General features: G+C 74.3%; 18 protein-coding genes. 13 read left to right on the top strand and 5 right to left on the bottom strand.

The annotated features are described in order from the left end of the window. The 3 genes from E9549_RS15460 to E9549_RS15450 form a co-directional block, all read left to right on the top strand. Window positions 1–1,238: hypothetical protein (locus tag E9549_RS15460; RefSeq protein WP_236827441.1), on the top strand; the 1,238-nt coding region annotated here is incomplete at its 5' end. 142 nt (window positions 1,239–1,380) lie between these two features. Then, a complete protein-coding gene (locus E9549_RS15455; RefSeq protein ID WP_236827440.1) occupies window positions 1,381–2,832 on the top strand; it encodes an esterase in 1,452 nt (483 codons plus the stop codon). Between the two features lie 257 nt (window positions 2,833–3,089). After that, window positions 3,090–4,340: an MFS transporter gene (locus tag E9549_RS15450; RefSeq protein WP_236827439.1), complete on the top strand. Its 1,251-nt coding sequence runs from the start codon at window positions 3,090–3,092 to the stop codon at window positions 4,338–4,340. A gap of 40 nt (window positions 4,341–4,380) precedes the next feature. Here the strand turns inward: E9549_RS15450 and E9549_RS23470 are convergent, their stop codons facing one another. After that, window positions 4,381–4,515 carry a hypothetical protein gene (locus E9549_RS23470; RefSeq protein WP_255715819.1) on the bottom strand — a complete coding sequence of 45 codons (135 nt, stop codon included), beginning with the start codon at window positions 4,513–4,515 and terminating at the stop codon, window positions 4,381–4,383. Between the two features lie 223 nt (window positions 4,516–4,738). Between E9549_RS23470 and E9549_RS15445 the strand changes: the two genes are divergently transcribed. Next, the gene (locus tag E9549_RS15445) at window positions 4,739–5,617 is read left to right on the top strand and encodes an SDR family oxidoreductase (protein ID WP_236827438.1); all 879 of its coding nucleotides are present in this window, start codon (window positions 4,739–4,741) and stop codon (window positions 5,615–5,617) included. A gap of 133 nt (window positions 5,618–5,750) precedes the next feature. Further along, window positions 5,751–6,224, top strand: coding sequence for a GtrA family protein (locus tag E9549_RS15440; RefSeq protein ID WP_236827437.1), 474 nt, complete (start codon window positions 5,751–5,753; stop codon window positions 6,222–6,224). On the opposite strand, the gene codB is transcribed toward E9549_RS15440, so the two are convergent. The 4 genes from codB to E9549_RS15420 all read right to left on the bottom strand — a co-directional run bounded on the left by codB (window position 6,208) and on the right by E9549_RS15420 (window position 10,137). Next, on the bottom strand, window positions 6,208–7,536 hold the full coding sequence (gene codB / locus E9549_RS15435; protein WP_236827436.1) for a cytosine permease: 1,329 nt from the start codon (window positions 7,534–7,536) through the stop codon (window positions 6,208–6,210). The genes E9549_RS15440 and codB overlap by 17 nt on opposite strands. Beyond that, window positions 7,533–8,024, bottom strand: coding sequence for a nucleoside deaminase (locus tag E9549_RS15430; protein ID WP_236827435.1), 492 nt, complete (start codon window positions 8,022–8,024; stop codon window positions 7,533–7,535). The genes codB and E9549_RS15430 overlap by 4 nt, the downstream gene beginning before the upstream one ends. Window positions 8,025–8,188: 164 nt before the next feature. Continuing rightward, window positions 8,189–8,401, bottom strand: a complete 213-nt coding sequence (locus E9549_RS15425; protein ID WP_236827434.1) for a hypothetical protein — start codon at window positions 8,399–8,401, stop codon at window positions 8,189–8,191. A 158-nt stretch (window positions 8,402–8,559) separates the two neighbouring features. Next, complete coding sequence (locus E9549_RS15420; protein WP_236827433.1) at window positions 8,560–10,137, bottom strand: helicase HerA-like domain-containing protein; 1,578 nt, start codon at window positions 10,135–10,137, stop codon at window positions 8,560–8,562. Window positions 10,138–10,270: 133 nt separating this feature from the next. Between E9549_RS15420 and E9549_RS15415 the strand changes: the two genes are divergently transcribed. From E9549_RS15415 to E9549_RS15380, 8 genes are all read left to right on the top strand, one after another. After that, window positions 10,271–10,777 (top strand): OsmC family protein, encoded by a 507-nt coding sequence (locus E9549_RS15415; RefSeq protein ID WP_236827432.1) that lies wholly within the window; start codon window positions 10,271–10,273, stop codon window positions 10,775–10,777. A 150-nt stretch (window positions 10,778–10,927) separates the two neighbouring features. Further along, the gene (locus E9549_RS15410; protein ID WP_236827431.1) at window positions 10,928–12,148 is read left to right on the top strand and encodes a CpaF family protein; all 1,221 of its coding nucleotides are present in this window, start codon (window positions 10,928–10,930) and stop codon (window positions 12,146–12,148) included. After that, window positions 12,145–13,008, top strand: a complete 864-nt coding sequence (locus tag E9549_RS15405) for a type II secretion system F family protein (RefSeq protein ID WP_236827430.1) — start codon at window positions 12,145–12,147, stop codon at window positions 13,006–13,008. The genes E9549_RS15410 and E9549_RS15405 overlap by 4 nt, the downstream gene beginning before the upstream one ends. Continuing rightward, window positions 13,005–13,946 carry a type II secretion system F family protein gene (locus tag E9549_RS15400; RefSeq protein WP_236827429.1) on the top strand — a complete coding sequence of 314 codons (942 nt, stop codon included), beginning with the start codon at window positions 13,005–13,007 and terminating at the stop codon, window positions 13,944–13,946. The genes E9549_RS15405 and E9549_RS15400 overlap by 4 nt, the downstream gene beginning before the upstream one ends. Before the next feature lie 29 nt (window positions 13,947–13,975). Beyond that, the gene (locus tag E9549_RS15395) at window positions 13,976–14,182 is read left to right on the top strand and encodes a hypothetical protein (protein ID WP_236827428.1); all 207 of its coding nucleotides are present in this window, start codon (window positions 13,976–13,978) and stop codon (window positions 14,180–14,182) included. Then, a complete protein-coding gene (locus E9549_RS15390; protein WP_236827427.1) occupies window positions 14,172–14,585 on the top strand; it encodes a TadE family protein in 414 nt (137 codons plus the stop codon). Before E9549_RS15395 ends, E9549_RS15390 begins: the two co-directional genes overlap by 11 nt. Beyond that, window positions 14,582–15,049: a hypothetical protein gene (locus tag E9549_RS15385; protein ID WP_236827426.1), complete on the top strand. Its 468-nt coding sequence runs from the start codon at window positions 14,582–14,584 to the stop codon at window positions 15,047–15,049. The genes E9549_RS15390 and E9549_RS15385 overlap by 4 nt, the downstream gene beginning before the upstream one ends. 101 nt (window positions 15,050–15,150) lie before the next feature. Beyond that, the gene (locus tag E9549_RS15380; RefSeq protein WP_236827425.1) at window positions 15,151–17,043 is read left to right on the top strand and encodes a hypothetical protein; all 1,893 of its coding nucleotides are present in this window, start codon (window positions 15,151–15,153) and stop codon (window positions 17,041–17,043) included. Window positions 17,044–17,216: the final 173 nt, after the last annotated feature.

The following is a 17,216-nucleotide window of genomic DNA, read 5'->3' as shown; positions in this document are numbered from 1 at the left end:
GGGCCTGGCCGGGCGCGACGACCGTGACCACCGGCGCCGGGAACGCCGTGGGAGTGGCGTCCACGGCGGGGGCGGGGGGCGCCGGGCGCGGCCTTCCTCCGGCCTTGGCCTCGCCGCGGGTCAGCGGTGACCAGGGATCGACGGTGAACCGGGACCTGCACGACCTGCAGGGCGTGCTCGGTCAGGCGCAGGGCAAGGGGCTGCTCTCCCCGCAGGAGGCGCAGCAGGCCTACGGGCAGGCGGTCGCCGGCGCCTACGGGCCCGAACTCCAGCAGGTGGACACCCGCTACGTGCCTGCCGCGGTGACCAAGCAGCAGCTCATCGGGCTGGTCGGGGAGCAGACGCTGTTCAACGCGCTGGCCGCCGACGGCCTGGTCGTGTTCCACGACTGGACCAAGCACGTGGCCGGCAACGGCATCGACCTGGTGGCCTTCCACCCGTCGTCGGGCGAGGTGTGGCTGCTCGACAACAAGGCGCAGCTCCGGGGGATCAGCGCGGCCGGGGCCCTCACCGGTCCCCAGTTCGAGGGCAACCTCGCCGCCGTCCGTGCGTGGCTGGCCGGCCCGGGCCCCAAGGACACGGCGGCGGCGCAGAAGGCGATCGCCGCGATCGACGCCAAGAAGTTCCGCAAGGTGGTGTCCAACGGGTTCGCCGGCGCGGCGACCACGTTCACCAAGAGCCTGTTCGAGAGCGCCGCCGTGGAGGTCTACGACCTGCGGATCAGCCCGCGGCTGCCCGCGGGGGCCCCGCGGCTGTTCACCGACCACGCGGCCTGGAAGGCGGCCTTCTCCTCCGTGCCCAAGGGGATCGGCCGGATCGCCGGTCACGGTGGCGCTGTCTTCGACGGCGCGCTGCTCGTACTCGCCCTCGCCGGGGCCACCGCCTACGCCGTCCGCGACGCCGAGAACATCGCGAAGTCGCTCGGCGACGTGGTCCTGCAGACCGGCTTCGACCTCGTCCTCAGCCGCCTCCCCGGCGGGTTCTTCGCCGGTCTGGTGGTGGGGTTGGAGACCGACAACCCGCAGGCGCTGCGGGCGCTGCGCATCGACGAGCTGTGCCAGACGCTGCCGGGCTACGACGCCTGGACCGATGCGGAGCGGGCGGCCGTCGCGAAGGTCGTCGGCGAACTCCTCGACGACCCGCTGGTGGTGGAGGTGCCCCGGGTGCCGGTGAAGGTCGACCCGCTGCCGTTCCTCGATGCCGACCGGTGGCTGGGACGCTCCCCGCACGAGGCCTGACGGGCCGTCGGGCTCGCACCCCGTCGTCGCCACCTGCGCCGGTCGCCCCGTCCCGAGACCCGGCTATCCGGTTCACCCGGCCGTGGGGTAGACAGGGGCGCCCCAGTGACGCGCAGCACAGTGCCGACGAAGGAGTCGCATCTTGTCCCTGCACCGCAACCGGTTGGTCCCGCTCGCCCTCGCCGCAGGCGTCGGCCTCGGGACGTTCACCCTCGGGGGCCCGGCCCTCGCCGCCCCCCAGTCGTCGAACCCGGACTGGCAGCCGGTCCAGCAGTCCCCCAAGGAGCCCGTCTACAACCTCCGCTGGACGATCGCCGACCCGCGGTACGACTACGTGAACGGGGAGCAGGGCGCGGAGTTCGTGCCGCTCACCGACGAGGCCGGCAACCCGATCAGCAAGGTGCTCTACGGCATCGACCGCGGCTCGGCCTACCGCATCGAGGTGCCGCTGGACTGGAACGGCGACGTCGTCTTCTGGGAGCACGGCTACCGCGGCACCGGCACCACCGTCTACGTCAGCGACCCGAGCTACGACCTGCGGCGCACCTACATCGAGAACGGCTTCGCCTGGGCGGCGTCGTCCTACGGCGAGAACCGGTACGACATCGAGGCCAGCGCGCTGGCCACCGAGCGGCTGGCGCAGGTCTTCGACGCGCGCGTCGGGAAGGCCGACCAGCGCTACCTGCAGGGCGTCTCGATGGGCGGGCACGTCATCGGCACGCTCCTCGAGCGCGACCGCGGGGTGGAGTGGGACGGCGCGGCGCCGATGTGCGGGGTCATGGGCGACTACGAGCTCTACGACTTCTTCCTCGACTACAACCTGCTGGCGCAGACGCTCTCCGGGGTGGACGCCTACCCGTTCCCCTCGCAGGCGGAGTACTTCTCGCAGGCGGTGCCGCAGTTCAAGGCCGCGCTGGGCACCCCGACCACGGCGACCCCGGTGTACTCGGGCCTCACCGAGGAGGGCGAGGTCTTCCGCGACAACATCACGGCGATCACCGGCGGCGAGCGCCCCGGTGACGACGAGGCCTTCGGCTACTGGGAGGGTCAGAACTTCGTCTACGCCGTCGTGACCAACGACCCGGCCGGCACCGAGGGCGTGCTGCCGGGCGCGGTGTGGACGAACGCCGACCAGGACTACCCGGTCGACCACACCTTCGAGGACGGCACCACGCTCGACCAGCGCATCGAGCGGGTGGCCCCGGCGCCCAAGACCCGGAGCACCTACCAGGCGGTCCCGGTCCCCGCGATCACCGGCGACATCGACGTCCCGGTGCTCTCCTCGCACACCCTCGGCGACTACTACGTGCCGTTCTCGATGGAGCAGTACTACGCCCGCGACGTCGCCGCCCAGGGCAACGCGGACCTGCTCGTCCAGCGGCCGATCCGGGCCGCCGGGCACTGCGAGTACACCCCCGAGGAGGCCGCGTCCCAGTTCCTCGACCTGGTCGACTGGGTGGAGAACGGCGTGAAGCCGGCCGGCGCCTCGGTGCTCGACCCCGAGGTCGTCGCCGACCCCGACTACGGGTGCGAGTTCACTACCCCCGTGCGCACCGGCACCCGCGTCTTCTACGACGAGTGCCCGACGCCGTGATGTAGCGCGTCCCCGCACGACCTGAGGGCCCTCCTCCCCGCCCGGGGAGGAGGGCCCTCGCCCGTCCGGGGGGCCGGCAGCGCTGTTCCGGGTGGGCGGCGCCGGCGCCGTCGCCCACCGGGATGCATCTCCCGGCGGTTCCGGTGCCCGCTGGACCGCAGCGAGGCGAATGCCGGCGGGCAGCAGACCGCCCACCCCCGGCCGCGCGCCGACCCCGGGTGAGCGGCGTCCGGCGGCGCTGCCTAGATTGCCTGGCAGTGGACGGCGGAGGAGAACCGGAGCCCGGGCCCGCCGCACCCCGCCCGTCCCGGCGGCTGGTCACCGACCCGGTCTTCGGGCCCTACTGGGCCGGCAAGCTGCTGGCCAACGTCGGCATCTGGATCCAGAACATCGCCAGCGCCGCGCTGGTCTGGCAGCTCACCGCGTCGGCGTTCCTCGTCGGGCTGGTGAGCTTCGCGCAGTTCGTGCCGCAGCTCGTGCTGACCCCGCTGAGCGGCGCGATGGCCGACCGCGGCAGCCCGCGCCGGCAGATCCTGCTCGGACGGACGCTGTGCACGCTGGGGGCGGCGATCCTCTCCGGCTGGGTGCTGCTGACCCCTGACGTCTCCGACGTGCCGCCGTGGGTGGTCATGGTCACCGCGCTGGTGGTCGGGCTCGGCTTCTCCGTCGGCGGGCCGGCGATGCAGGCGCTGCTGCCGTCGCTCGTCCGGCCGGGCGAGGTGGCCCGGGCCGTGGCGCTGGACAACCTCACCTTCTCGGTGGGCCGGGCGGTGGGGCCGGCGGTGGGTGGCGTGGTGGCCGCCACCGCCGGCTACGGCGTCGCCTTCGCGCTCGCCGCCGTCGGCCACCTGGTCTTCCTCGTCGCGGTGTTCCGGCTGCGTACGCCGGGCGCGGCCACCGCCCCCGGGCCGCGGCTGTCGGTCATCGCCGGGGTGCGGTACCTGCGCACCGACCCGGTGGTGGGCGTCCTGCTGCTCGGCGTGACCGCGGTGGGCGTCGGCGCCGACCCGGCGGTGACCCTGGGCCCCTCGCTGGCCGACGTCCTCGGCGGCGGCCCGGAGCTCGTCGGCGTGCTGGCGTCGGCCTTCGGTGCGGGCGCGTTCCTCGGGTTCTTCGCCCAGGTGGCGCTGGTCCGCTGGCTGGACCACGCGCAACTGGCCACGGCCGGGCTGGTGCTGCTGGCCGGCTCGGCGGTGGGGCTCGCGGCGAGCTGGAACGTGCCGGCGGCCGTCGTCGCGTTCGTCGTGGGCGGTGTCGGGCTGACGCTGGCGATGAACGGCATCACGACGCTGCTCTACGACCGGGTGCCGCGGGAGTACATCGGCCGGATCATGGCGCTCTGGCTGATGGGCTTCGTCGGCTCCCGACCGCTGGCCGCCGCGCTCAACGGTGCGCTGGCCGACCTGCTCACGGTCGGTGCCGCGCTGGTGGTCACGGCGGTCGTCGTGCTGGGCGCGGCCGTGGTGTGCCGCCCCTCGGTGCTGCGCCGCCCGGTGCCCGGGGGCTGACCGGGCGTGCTGCTCCGGCCCGGTGGGCCGGAGCAGCACGTCAGTGCTTCTTGCCGCGGGCGGCGATCTCCGGCGGTGGCGTCGGGGCGCCCTTCGCCTTGCGGTCGAGCCGCTTCTCCTTGATCGACTTGCCGCTGGCCTTGGTCATCGACTGTCGCGGGGACTTGTCACCCATGGTGCGCGCTCCCTCATCGGGAGCCTGGACGGCTCCGTGGGGCGACGCTACGCCCTGCCACGCGCTCCGACGCTGCGGCGCTCCACGCCGTCGCCGATCGCTCCCACCGCGCGTCCGCGGAGCGGGGGCTGGTCGATTCCCTGCGCGAACGCGAGGCTGTCCTCGGTGCACGTCGTCCAGGGCAGCGTGCGGTCGGGGGTGGGCCATGCAACGGGTCGCGATCGTGACCGGCGGTTCCTCGGGGATCGGCCGCGCTCTGGGTGCGGCGCTGGTGCGCCGCGGCGACCGCGTCGTCCTCACCGGCACGGACGGCGCGAGAGCGGCACGGGTCGCCGAGGAGCTCACCGGCGTGGGGCCGGGACGGGCCTCCGCGGCGGTGCTGGACGTGCGGGACGGGGCGGCGGTCGCGGGACTGGTGACCGGCACCGTCGAGCAGCAGGGCCGGCTGGACCTCCTGGTCAACAATGCCGGCGTCGGGATCGGCGGTCCGGTCGAGGACCTCGCCCTGGCGCACTGGGACCGTGCCATCGACGTCAACCTGAGGGGCGTGGTCCACGGGGTGCACGCCGCCTACCCGGTGATGCTCCGGCAGGGGTCCGGGCACATCGTCAACGTCGCCTCCGTGGCCGGCCTGCTGCCGAACCCCGGGTTCACGCCGTACGCGTCGACGAAGTGGGGGGTGGTCGGGCTCTCGCTGTCGCTACGTGGTGAGGCCGCTGCCCACGGCGTCCGCGTGAGCGTGGTCTGCCCCGGTGGGGTGGACACCCCGATGCTGGACAAGGGCATGCCGTCGGACCTGCCCCGGGTGCCGGCGGTGGAGGCCGCCGACGTCCGTGCGGTGATCACCGAGCTCAGCGGGGGGCGTCTCTACAGCGCCGACGCCCTGGCCACCGACGTGCTGCGCGGTGTCGAGCGCAACCGGGCGATCATCGTCGCGCCCCGGCAGGCCCGGATCGCGTGGCGGCTCATGCGCCTCTCGCCCTCGCTGCTGGTGCGCTTCGCTGCCGCGACGACGCCCCTCCGCGACGGGGGGACCGGATCGACCGACGGAACGGGCACCGCCGCGCCGGGCCATCTGTCACGGAGAGACGGCGCCGGCTGAGCCAGCGGGGCACGGTCATCAGGGTGCCGGGATCAGGGTCCGGCCAGGGTCCTCCCCGATGTGCCGGGAGGGCCTCGTCGCGAATGCTCGAGGCATGACAGCGGCGGTCCTCGTGCGTCCTCCGGCTCCCTCGGTGGCCACCGGCATCGAGGTCCGCCCCGCGCCGGTCGCCGGGTGGCTGCGGAGCGACCGGACGCCGGCGCAGTTCGCCCGGTTCGTGCTCGTCGGCGGCTCGGCCAACCTCGTCTACCTGGGGCTCTTCCTGCTCCTGGCCGGCCTGGGTGACCAGGCGGCCAACCTCGGGGGCGTCGTCGTCTCGACCGCCGTCGCCAACGAACTGCACCGGCGGCTGACCTTCCGGGCCGCCGACCGCGCCGGTTGGGCGACGGCGCAGTGGGCCGGCGGCGGGCTGGCGCTCGCGGGGCTGGCGACCACCAGCCTGGCCCTGGCCGCGTTCGAACCGTGGACCGCGTCGGCCGGCCCGATGGGGGCGGTGGCGGTGGTGTGGACGGTGACCGCGGTGGTGGGGGTCGCCCGGTTCGTGGGGCTGCGGTGGGCGGTCGGTGGCGGAGCCGACCGGGCCCGCGCCGTCACCGCCGGGTGCTGAGGCCGTCCCCGGACGTCGCGGGCTGGATCGCCGGGCGCCGTCCCCACTGGACGGCGACGACCGCCGCGACCGCGACGACGACGCCGACGACCGGCGGGATGAACCAGCCCGCCTCGTTGCTCCACCAGGCGGCGAACGCGGCGACGACGTAGGCGCCGAGGTTGCGCCACTCGAACGCGGGGAGCGTCGACGCCGCCGGCATCCCGCTCCGCCACCGGGCGACGAAGTCGCCGATGACGACGCCGCCCAGCGGCGGGATGAGGATGCCCAGCCAGACCAGGTACTCGATGAGGTTGTCGTAGATGCCGGTGATCGCCAGCAGCGTGCCCAGGACGACGCCGCCGATGACGAACGGCTTCTTCGACCGGGAGTTGGCGATCTCCGCGCCGGCGACGCCGAAGTTGTAGGCGGTGTTGTCGTTGGTGGTCCACAGGTTGGCGACCAGGAACACCAGCCCCCAGCCGACCAGCCCGAGCTGGTAGAGGACGAGCACGAAGTCGCCCTCGCCGAAGGAGATCGCGCCGATCGCGCCGAACCCGAGCATGAGCAGCTCGCCGATGAGGAAGGCGACGACGCAGGCCCAGAAGCCGGCCGACGGCGTCCTCGCGAACCGGGTCCAGTTCGGTGCCTGGGTGCCGCCGGAGGCGAAGGTGCCGACGACGATGGTGACCGCGGCGGCGATCGTCATGGTCGACGCGGGCTCGACGGCGGTCAGGCCGCTCCACCCGCCGACCTCCTCCAGCGACCGCCAGGTCACCCAGCCGGCGAGCACCAGCAGCAGCGGCACGGAGACCACCGACAGGGCGTACATGCCCTTGTAGCCGTAGTAGGCGGTGACGCCCATGATCGCGCCGCCGGCGACCATGAGCGCGATCTCGGTGCCCCGGCCCGACCAGTCCAGCGCGCTCGCGGTGAGCCCGGCCAGCGTCGCGACCGTGACGCCGTACCAGCCGACCTGCGTGCCGCCGAGCAGCAGCGAGGCGAACTTGGCGCCCGTGGTGCCGAGCGAGTAGCGGCACATCATCACGGTCGTCAGCCCGGTGCGGGCGCCGATGCCGCCGATGGCGGCGACGTACACGCCGAGGACGGCGCTGCCGAGCAGCAGCACCCAGATCAGCGTGCCCACCTCGAAGGCGGCGCCGATCTGGGCGCCGGCGAGCATCGTCGGCGTGAAGAAGGTGAAGCCCAGCAGCACGATCGCCAGGGAGAACAGCGACTTGCGGGCGTGCCGGGGGACCGGGTCGATCGGGTAGTCGGGGTCGACCTCGGCCACCGGCGCGACGTCGTCCCGACTGCTCGTGCTGCTGCTCATCTGCCGGCCTCCTGCTCTGACTTCTCGTCCTCGCCGATGTCCTCGTTCCACAGGCGCGGGTGCGCGGCGATGAACTCCGTCATCAGCTGCACGCACTCGGGGTCGTCGAGGACCAGCACCTCGACGCCGTTCTCGCGCAGCCAGTCGTGGCCGCCGGTGAAGGTGCGCGACTCACCCACGACGAGGCGGGAGATGCCGAACTGGCGCACCAGCCCGCTGCAGTACCAGCAGGGCGAGAGGGTGGTGACCATCGTCGTGCCGCGGTAGCTCGCCTGGCGCCCGGCGTTGCGGAAGGCGTCGGTCTCCCCGTGCACCGACGGGTCGTCGTCCTGCACGCGGCGGTTGTGCCCGCGGCCGAGGACCGTGCCGTCCGGCCCGATCAGCGCACCGCCGATCGGGATGCCGCCCTCGGCCAGCCCGGCCCGCGCCTCCTCGATCGCGACCGCCAGCCACTCCCGGGCCGTCTGCTCGTCCAATGGGACCGCCATGCCCCGCTCACCCCGTTCCGGTCGGCGTGGTGCCGAACCTTGGCAGGGACGATGCCTCCCGTCCATGACCTGCTCGTTCCCGTCAGGTCACGACTGCGCATCGGTCGGCCCCGCCGGAGCGGGTGGTCGACGCCGGGACGGCGCCACCTCGGGGCCCGCAAGCATCACCCGGCGACGCGCGTGCACTCCTCGCACCGGCCGGCACCGGGCACCGTCGCCCAGTCCTCCTCGGCCCGGACGCTCACCAGGACGCCGCACAGGGACTGGTCGAGACCGTCGACGACCGGCCGTGCGACGGCATGGGTGAGGTGCCCGGCACCGGGGCCGTGGGCCGCCGAGGCGGCGTAGGAGCTCGTCGCACGAAGTGTCGCCGTCATGCGCGGAAGCGTGCCGGAGCCACATGACGATCTGACTGAGACCGTGCGGTGATCCCGTGATGATCCGGCGCACCGACGGCCATCCCGGGCGGTCGCCGCGCGTGCGGTCCGACGAGGCGCCGTGCACCTGACCGGGCTGACGCGGGCGGTCCCCCCGGTCAGCGTCGGCGCCGTCGCGTGCCGAACAGCCCGCGGGTGATCTCGCGTCCGAGCGCGGAGGCCGCCGACCGGGCGAACGAGCGGAAGACCGGGGACTCCAGCACCCGGCTCAACCCGCTCTCCTCCGGCACGGCGTCCGGGGCCGGTCGCCGGCGCGGCGCCGGCCGCTCCGCGGCCTCCGGGAGGTCCCGGTCGGGCTCGGCCGGTGGTGGGGCGACGCGAGCGGCGAGCCGCTCGTAGGCGGAGTCGCGGTCGACCGGCTGCCCGTACTTCTGCTGGAGCGGCGATCCCTGCACCGCCTGCGCCATCGCGGCCGGCTCGATCGGCGCCATGAGCGAGCGCGGGGCCCGGAGCATCGTCCAGGCGACCGGGGTGGGCGTGCCCCGGTCGGACAGCACGGTCACCGCCGCCTCGCCGATCCCGAGGCCGGTGAGCAGCTCCTCGAGGTCGTAGTCCGCCGTCCTGGGGAAGGTGGAGACCGTCTTCCGCAGCGCCGTCGCGTCCTCCGGGGTGAAGGTCCGCAGCGCGTGCTGCACCCGGTTGCCGAGCTGACCGAGCACGGCGCTGGGCACGTCGGTCGGGTTCTGCGTGACGAAGAAGATCCCGACGCCCTTCGAGCGGATCAGCCGCACGGTCTGGGTGACCGACTCCAGGAACGCCTTGCTGGCGTTGCTGAACAGCAGGTGCGCCTCGTCGAAGAAGAAGACCAGCTTCGGCTGGTCGAGGTCGCCGACCTCGGGCAGCTCCTCGAACAGCTCGGCGAGCAGCCACATGAGGAAGGTGGAGAACAGCGCCGGCCGGTCCTGGACGGCGGCGAGCTCGACGGCGGTGATGACGCCGCGGCCGTCGTCGCCGGTGCGCATCAGGTCGGCCGGCTCGAACTCGGGCTCGCCGAAGAAGACGTCGCCGCCCAGCTCGGCCAGGGCGATCAGCTTGCGCAGGATGACCCCGGCGGTGGCCGAGGAGAGGCCGCCGAGGTTCTTCAGCTCCGGCTTGCCCTCGTCCGACAGCAGCCACTGGACGACCGCGCGCAGGTCCTGGAGGTCGAGCAGCGGGAGCCCGGCGGTGTCGGCGTAGTGGTAGATCAGCCCGAGCGAGCTCTCCTGGGTGTCGTTGAGGTCGAGGACCTTCGACAGCAGCAGCGGGCCGAAGTCGGTGAGGGTGCAGCGCACCGGCACACCCGTGCCGAGCCCGCCGAGCGCGAGGAACTCCACCGGGTACGCCGTGGCCTGCCACTGGTCGCCGGTCTGCGCGGCGCGCTGGGCGATCCGGTCGCCGGGCGTGCCACCGCGGGCGAGGCCGCTGAGGTCGCCCTTGATGTCGGCGACCACGACGGGCACGCCGGCCGCGGAGAGCTGCTCGGCCAGCAGTTGCAGCGTCTTGGTCTTCCCGGTGCCCGTCGCGCCGGCGATCAACCCGTGCCGGTTGAGCATGGCCAGGGGCACCCGCACGGCCGCCCCGGGGTGCGGCCGGCCGTCGTGGACCACCGAACCGAGCTCCACCGCGGGACCGGCGGTGGCGTACCCGGCCGCGATCCGCTCGGCCGCGTCGCTGGCGGTTGCGTCGTCCTCGCTCACGGCGCGGACGCTATCCCGGAGCACCGGACGTGCGCCGTTCGAAGCGTGTGTGCCCGAGGTCTGGCGGAGCGCCTCGGCAGCCCTGACGATGGGGACGCCGCCCGCCAGGGTCGGCCACGTCCCGGGAGGTCGGATGGACGCCGCGCGACTGCGCGAACTGCAGGCACCGCTCAAGCAGCGCTACCGCGACGACCCGCCGTCGGCGTGCGCGCAGATGGAGGCGCACGCCGAGTTCGCCGACCCGGGCATCACCTGCACGGTGCAGACCTGGTCGGGCCCGGCCCGTGCGGGCCTGCACCCGGCCACCGGTGGCGACGGCTCGGACGCCTGCTCGGGCGACATGCTGCTGCAGGCGCTGCTGGCCTGCACCGGCGTGACGATGCGCAGCGTGGCGACGGCGATGGGCGTGGAGATCCGGTCGGCGTCGCTCACGGCGCGCGCTGCCATGGACGCCCGCGGCACGCTGGGCGTCTCGCGGGAGGTGCCGGTCGGTCTCGGCCCGGTCACCGTGGACGCCGAGCTGGACACCGACGCCGACGACGCGACGCTGGCGAAGCTCGCCCAGCTCACGGAGCGGTACTGCGTGGTGGCGCAGTCGCTGGCCGCACCGCCGCAGCTCGCGGTGCGTCGCGCCGGCTGACGCCTCTGGCTCGCTGTCACCCGGGCGGGTGCTCCTGGCCCCGATCGGGCCGTGGTCTGTCCACAGATCGCCTGACGTCACCCCATCGGACCGGCCGGTTTCCCTAGAGTCCCCGCGATTCGACTGCTCGCGGCTCGACGGGGGATGGGCGTGCCGACTGCTCTGGACGTCGTGGACGGTGAGGTCCGCGAGCTGATCCGCCGGCGTGGGCTGGACCCGTTCACCGATCCGGGACCGGTGCGGCTGCTGGTGCGCGACGTCGTCGCCGACTACTCCGAGCGGTCGCTGACCTCGGCGCTGCCGCCGATCGGCGACGTCGAGTCCGTGGTGCGCGACGTGCTGGACCGGGTGGCCGGGTTCGGGCCGCTGCAGCGCTACCTGGACGACCCCGAGGTGGAGGAGATCTGGGTCAACGAGCCCGGCCGGGTGTTCGTCGCCCGCAGCGGCCGCAGCGAGCTGACCACGACGATCCTGGCGCCGGGTGAGCTGGCCGACCTGGTGGAGCGGATGCTGCGCACCTCGGGTCGACGGATCGACATGTCGACCCCGTTCGTCGACGCGATGATGCCCGACGGCTCCCGGCTGCACGTGGTGATCCCGGACATCACCCGCCGGCACATGGCGGTCAACATCCGCAAGTTCGTGCTGCAGGCGCACTCGCTGGACGAGCTGGTCGCGCTGGGCACGCTGACCGCGCAGGCGGCCCGCTTCCTGGAGGCCGCGGTCGCCTCCGGGCTCAACATCCTGGTCTCCGGCGGCACCCAGGCCGGCAAGACGACGCTGCTCAACTGCCTCTGCGCCGCCGTCCCGGCCCGGGAGCGGGTGATCACCTGCGAGGAGGTCTTCGAGCTGCGGGTGCCGCTGCCCGACGTCGTCTCGATGCAGACCCGCCAGCCCAACCTCGAGGGTGCCGGGGAGATCCCGCTGCGCCGGCTGGTGAAGGAGGCGCTGCGGATGCGGCCCTCCCGCATCGTCGTCGGCGAGGTGCGCCAGGAGGAGTGCCTGGACCTGCTGATCGCGCTGAACTCCGGGCTGCCCGGCATGTGCACGCTGCACGCCAACAGCGCCCGCGAGGCCGTGGTGAAGATGTGCACGCTGCCGCTGCTGGCCGGCGAGAACATCGGGACGTCGTTCGTCGTCCCCACCGTCGCGGCCAGCGTCGACCTGGTCGTGCATGCGGGCACCGACGCCGACGGCCGCCGCCGGGTGCGGGAGATCGTCGCGCTGCCCGGCCGGGCCGAGGACGGCGTGGTGGAGATCGCCGACGTCTTCACCAGCCGCGACGGGCGGCTGGTGCGGGCCGACGGGTACCCGCCGCACCGCGAGCGGTTCGCCGCCGCCGGCTTCGACCTCGCCGGCCTGCTGGCATGACGCAGTCCGGCGCCCTGCTGGGGCTGCTGCTCGGCATCGGCCTGCTGCTGATCTGGCGCAGCGGTCCCCGCGCGCCCCGGCCCCGCACCGACCCGCGCCGGCCGGGTCGCCGGCAGGAGCTCCTGGCCGCCGCCGGGCTCACCGGCATCAACGGCGCCCAGCTGCTCGCCCTGCAGGTCGGGCTGGGGCTGCTGGCCACGGTCGTCGTCCTGGTCGGCACCGGCACGGTGACCGTCAGCCTGGCGTTCGGCCTGTTCGGCTTCCTGCTGCCGCACGTGCAGGTGCGCCGGCTGGCCGGCAAGCGCCGGGCGGACCTGCGCGAGGTGTGGCCGGAGGTCGTCGACAACCTCGCCTCGGCGGTGCGCGCAGGCCTCTCGCTGCCCGAGGCGCTGGGTGCGCTCTCGACCCGCGGGCCCGAGGTGCTGCGGCCGCCGTTCGCGCGGTTCGCCGCGGAGTACCGCTCCAGCGGCCGGTTCGGGCCGTGCCTGGACCGGCTCAAGGACGACCTCGCCGACCCGGTGGGCGACCGCATCGTGGAGACGCTGCGGGTGGCCCGGGAGGTCGGCGGCACCGACCTCGGCCGCGTGCTGCGCACCCTCTCGACCTTCCTGCGCGAGGACGCCCGGGCGCGGGCGGAGCTGGAGACGCGGCAGGGCTGGGTGGTCTCGGCCGCGCGCCTGGCCGTCGCCGCGCCGTGGGTCGTGCTCCTGCTGCTGGCCACCCAGTCGACGACGCTGGCCGCCTACGACTCGGCGCTGGGCGGCGTGATCCTGGTCAGCGGCGGCGCGGTGTGCCTGGTGGCCTACCGGCTGATGCTGCGCATCGGGCGGCTGCCCGAGGACGTGCGGGTGCTGCAGTGAGCGCCGCCGTCGTCGGGATGCTGCTCGGCCTGCTGGCCGCGACCGGGCTGGTCCTGGTGCTGACGTACGCGCCGCCGTTCCGGTCGGTGCGGCTGGTCGACCGGCTGGCGCCCTACGTGCACGACACCCCGCCGCCGTCCCGGCTGCTCGGCACCGCGACCGAGCCGGGCCTGCTCACGGCGGTGCGCCGCATCGCCGGGCCGTCGATCAGCGCCGGCGCCCGGGTGGCCGACCGGCTGATCGGCGGGCGGGCCGCGGTGCGCCGCCGGCTGGACGCCCTCGGCGGCGAGCTCGCCGTCGAGGACTTCCGCATCGAGCAGGTCGTCTGGGGCGGGCTCGGCCTGCTCGCGACGGCGCTGGTCGTGGCGGTCGGGTCGGTGGCCGCCGGGGACATCAACGTGCTCTCGGCCGGGCTGTTCTGCGTCGCAGGGCTGGTCGGCGGGGTGCTGGGTCGCGACTGGTGGCTCACCCAGCAGGTCAACCGGCGCGAGGAGCTGCTGCTCGCCGAGTTCCCGGTGGTCGCCGAGCTGCTGGCGCTCGCGGTGACGGCGGGGGAGAGCCCGACGGCCGCGATCGCTCGCGTCACCCGCCTGTCCGGCGGTGAGCTGGCCCGCGAGCTGGCCGCGGCACTCGGCCGGGCGCGGGCGGGCGTGCCGCTGACCGACGCGCTGCAGCTGGTGGCCGACCGGACCTCGCTGGAGCCGCTGGCCCGGTTCATCGACGGGCTGCTGGTGGCGATCGAGCGCGGCACCCCGCTGGCCGAGGTGCTGCGCGCCCAGGCCGCCGACGTCCGGGAGGCCGGCAAGCGCCGGCTGCTGGAGGCCGGCGGCCGGAAGGAGATCGCCATGATGGTGCCGGTCGTCTTCCTGGTGCTCCCGGTCACCGTTCTCTTCGCCCTGTTCCCGGGGTTGATCAGCATCGTCTCGCTGTCGCAGTGAGCAGCGGGCGAACGACAGGAAGGACGACGATGCGCGCACTCGCGTACCTCGACGCGGCGCTCACCTCGCTGGCGGACCGCCTGCGCGGGGAGGAGCCGGAGCGGGGCGACGTGCCCGGCTGGGTGATGGTGACGGTGATGACCGCGGCCCTGGTGCTGGCGATCCTGGCGGTGTTCCAGGAGGCGGTCGTCACCGCTGTGCAGAACGCGCTGAACTCCGTCACCGGTGCGGGCTGAAGCAGAGGCTCGGGGTCGCGACGGCGAGCGGGGCAGCGCCGTCGTCGACTTCGTCATGGTCTCGATGCTGATCATGACGCTGCTGCTGGCGGTGCTGCAGGTGGCGGTCTACGTGCACGTGCGCAACGTCGTCACGGCCAGCGCCCAGGAAGGTGCCCGGTACGCCGCCCACGCCGACGTCGCTTCCTCGGCGGGAGCCGGCCGGACGGTGGAGATCGTCGCGCGGGCGACGTCGGAGCAGACCGCGCGGGGGCTGGCGTGCACCTCGGGGGAGGAGCTCGACACCTCCGGGGCGACGCTGGTGGTGGTGCGCTGCTCGGGCTCGGTCCCCGCGCTGCTGGCGGTGCTGGGCAACCTGCTGCCGCTGGAGGTCACCGGCCGGGCGATGAAGGAGGCCGCGTGAGGTGGCTGCGCCGCCGGCTGGGCATGGTCGCCGGTGAGCGCGGGTCGGCGCTGGTGGAGTTCGTGTTCATCGCCCTGGTGGTGTTCGTACCGCTGGTCTACGTGGTGGCGGGGTTCTCGGCGGTGCAGCGCGGGGTGTTCGCCTCGCAGGCCGCCGCGCGGGAGGCCGGGCGGGCGATGGGCACCGCCCCGGACCCGGGAACCGGGCACGAGCGGGCGCTGCGAGCGGCGCAGCTGGCGGTGGCCGACCAGTCGGTGGACCTGGCCGACCTGCGGGTGGCCTACGCACCGGCGGGCGCCGGCTGCGCGGCCGCGGGCGGCTGGTCGCCGTCGCTGGTGCCGGGGGAGGAGTTCTCCGTCTGCGTGACCGTCACGGTGCGCATCCCGCTGCTGCCGGAGTTCGTGGACGCCAACACCGCCACCGGCCAGTTCGTCGTCGAGCGCGACCGCTACGTCGACGGCTGACGGGGGCGGCCCTCGGGCTCTGGGGGCCGGGGCCAAGAGCCCTGTGCGGGGTGGCGGCGGGTGGTCACCATCGGTGTTGACCGCTCGAGGAGGTGGGCACCGTGCGCGCTGGGACCCGGTTGTCCGGGATGCTGGTCGTCCTGCTCACCGCCGCTCTGCTGGCGGTTCCCGCGCCGGCCGCAGCCGCGCCGTGCACCCAGACGGACCCGATCGACCGCCACCACTGCGAGCTCGGCGGCGCGGCCGGGTTCCTGGGTGAGCCGCTCGGGGAGGCGCGCACCGCGCCCGACGGCGTGGGCCGTTACCGCCACTTCGTGGGCGGGTCGGTGTACTGGTCGCCCGCGACGGGCGCGCACGAGGTGCACGGTCCGATCCGGGACAAGTGGTCGGCGCTGGGCTGGGAACGGAGCCTCCTGGGGTACCCGGTGACCGACGGGGTGACCACGCCGGACGGGGTCGGCCGGTACAACCACTTCCAGGGCGGCTCGGTCTACTGGACCCCGACGACGGGCGCGCACGAGGTGCACGGCTCGATCCGCGTGCGTTGGGCCGAGCAGGGCTGGGAGCGGGGCCCCCTGGGTTACCCGCTCACCGATGAGCTCACGACGCCGGACGGGGTCGGCCGGTACACCCACTTCCAGGGCGGCTCGGTGTACTGGACCCCGGCGACCGGCGCGCGCCAGATCGGCGGGCCGATCCGGGACAGGTGGGCGGCGCTGGGGTGGGAACGCGGCCCGCTGGGTTACCCGACCACCGACGAGTCCCGGACGCCGGACGGGGTCGGCCGGTACACCCACTTCCAGGGCGGCTCGGTGTACTGGACCCCCGCGACCGGCGCGCGCCGGATCGGCGGGCCGATCCGGGACAGGTGGGCGGCGCTGGGGTGGGAACGCGGCCCGCTGGGTTACCCGACCACCGACGAGTCGGGGACGCCGGACGGGGTCGGCCGGTACAACCACTTCCAGGGCGGGTCGGTGTACTGGACCCCGGCGACCGGTGCGCACGAGGTGCACGGCTCGATCCGGGTGCGCTGGGCCGAGCAGGGCTGGGAGCGCGGCCCGCTCGGGTACCCGATCACCGACGAGTACGACGTCAACGGCGGCCGGCAGAGCGACTTCCAGCGCGGTTTCCTGCGGTGGACGGCGGCCACCGGGCAGGTCCGGACGGCGCTGCTGGCGCCCTACGACCAGTCCGGCACCTGGGTGACGCGGTTCCGCTTCAGCCGGGAGTTCGCCGGCGCCAACCCGCCGATCACCCCGGCGGCGGTGGACGCCATGGCCGACGCCGGGGTGGACACGATCTACCTGCAGGCCGCTGCCGACGACCCCCGGTACCCCGACCTGATCAGCGCCGACCTGCTGGGCCAGTTCCTCACCCGTGCCCACGCGCGCGGCCTGCAGGTCGTCGCCTGGTACCTGCCCCACCTGACCGACGTCGAGGCGGACCTCCGCCGGCTGCGCGCCATGATCGCGTTCCGCGCCTCGGGGCAGGCCTTCGACGCGGTGGCCGTCGACATCGAGGACCTCACGGTGACGGACGTCGACACCCGGAATGCGCGGTTGGTGGAGCTCTCCCGGCGGCTGCACGACGAGGCCCCCGGTGTGACGCTCGGGGCGATCGTGCTGCCCCCGGTGGTCACCGACGTCCTCAACACCAGCTACTGGCCGCGCTTCCCGTGGCGCCAGCTGGCCCCGTACTACCAGGTCTGGCTGCCCATGGCGTACTGGAGCAACCGGACGGCGGCGTCGGGCTGGCGGGACGCCTACCGCTACACCAGCGAGAACATCGCCCGGGTGCGCAGCAACCTCGGGGAGCCGTGCGCCGCGGTCTCCATCATCGGCGGGTACGGCCTGGACATCGGGGCCGGCGACTACGCCGCGATGGCCCGGGCGGCAGCCGACCAGGGGGCCGTGGGCGTCTCCGTCTTCGACTGGACGACGACCCCGCCCGCCTCCTGGCCGCCGCTGCGCGACTACGCCGTCCGCGGCTGCTGACGCTCCGGTCCGGTCTGACGGCTCACGGCGGGGGCCGGATCGTGGGTCGGTCCCGCGCCCGTGTGACGGTCACGCGGGCCCTGCGGCCCGGCGGACCGGGACCCTCGGCCCTCGTGCACGGGCCAGGCCCGGAGCAGCCTGGGACCGGGTCCGGAGAGGACCCGTCGGGGCGC

This window comes from Blastococcus sp. MG754426, from assembly GCF_021699055.1.
GTDB lineage: Bacteria > Actinomycetota > Actinomycetes > Mycobacteriales > Geodermatophilaceae > Blastococcus.
Note: the sequence above shows the minus strand (reverse complement) of the source record. Positions and strands in the feature narration are given on the sequence as shown.

Bases quoted from the DNA above. Each gene is read 5' to 3' on its own strand.
- E9549_RS15415 (WP_236827432.1), top strand. From the start codon at position 10,271: ATGGACGCCGCGCGACTGCGCGAACTGCAGGCACCGCTCAAGCAGCGC.
- E9549_RS15430 (WP_236827435.1), bottom strand. From the start codon at position 8,024: ATGGCGGTCCCATTGGACGAGCAGACGGCCCGGGAGTGGCTGGCGGTC.
- E9549_RS15425 (WP_236827434.1), bottom strand. From the start codon at position 8,401: ATGACGGCGACACTTCGTGCGACGAGCTCCTACGCCGCCTCGGCGGCC.
- codB (WP_236827436.1), bottom strand. From the start codon at position 7,536: ATGAGCAGCAGCACGAGCAGTCGGGACGACGTCGCGCCGGTGGCCGAG.
- E9549_RS15405 (WP_236827430.1), top strand. From the start codon at position 12,145: ATGACGCAGTCCGGCGCCCTGCTGGGGCTGCTGCTCGGCATCGGCCTG.
- E9549_RS23470 (WP_255715819.1), bottom strand. From the start codon at position 4,515: ATGGGTGACAAGTCCCCGCGACAGTCGATGACCAAGGCCAGCGGCAAG.
- E9549_RS15395 (WP_236827428.1), top strand. From the start codon at position 13,976: ATGCGCGCACTCGCGTACCTCGACGCGGCGCTCACCTCGCTGGCGGAC.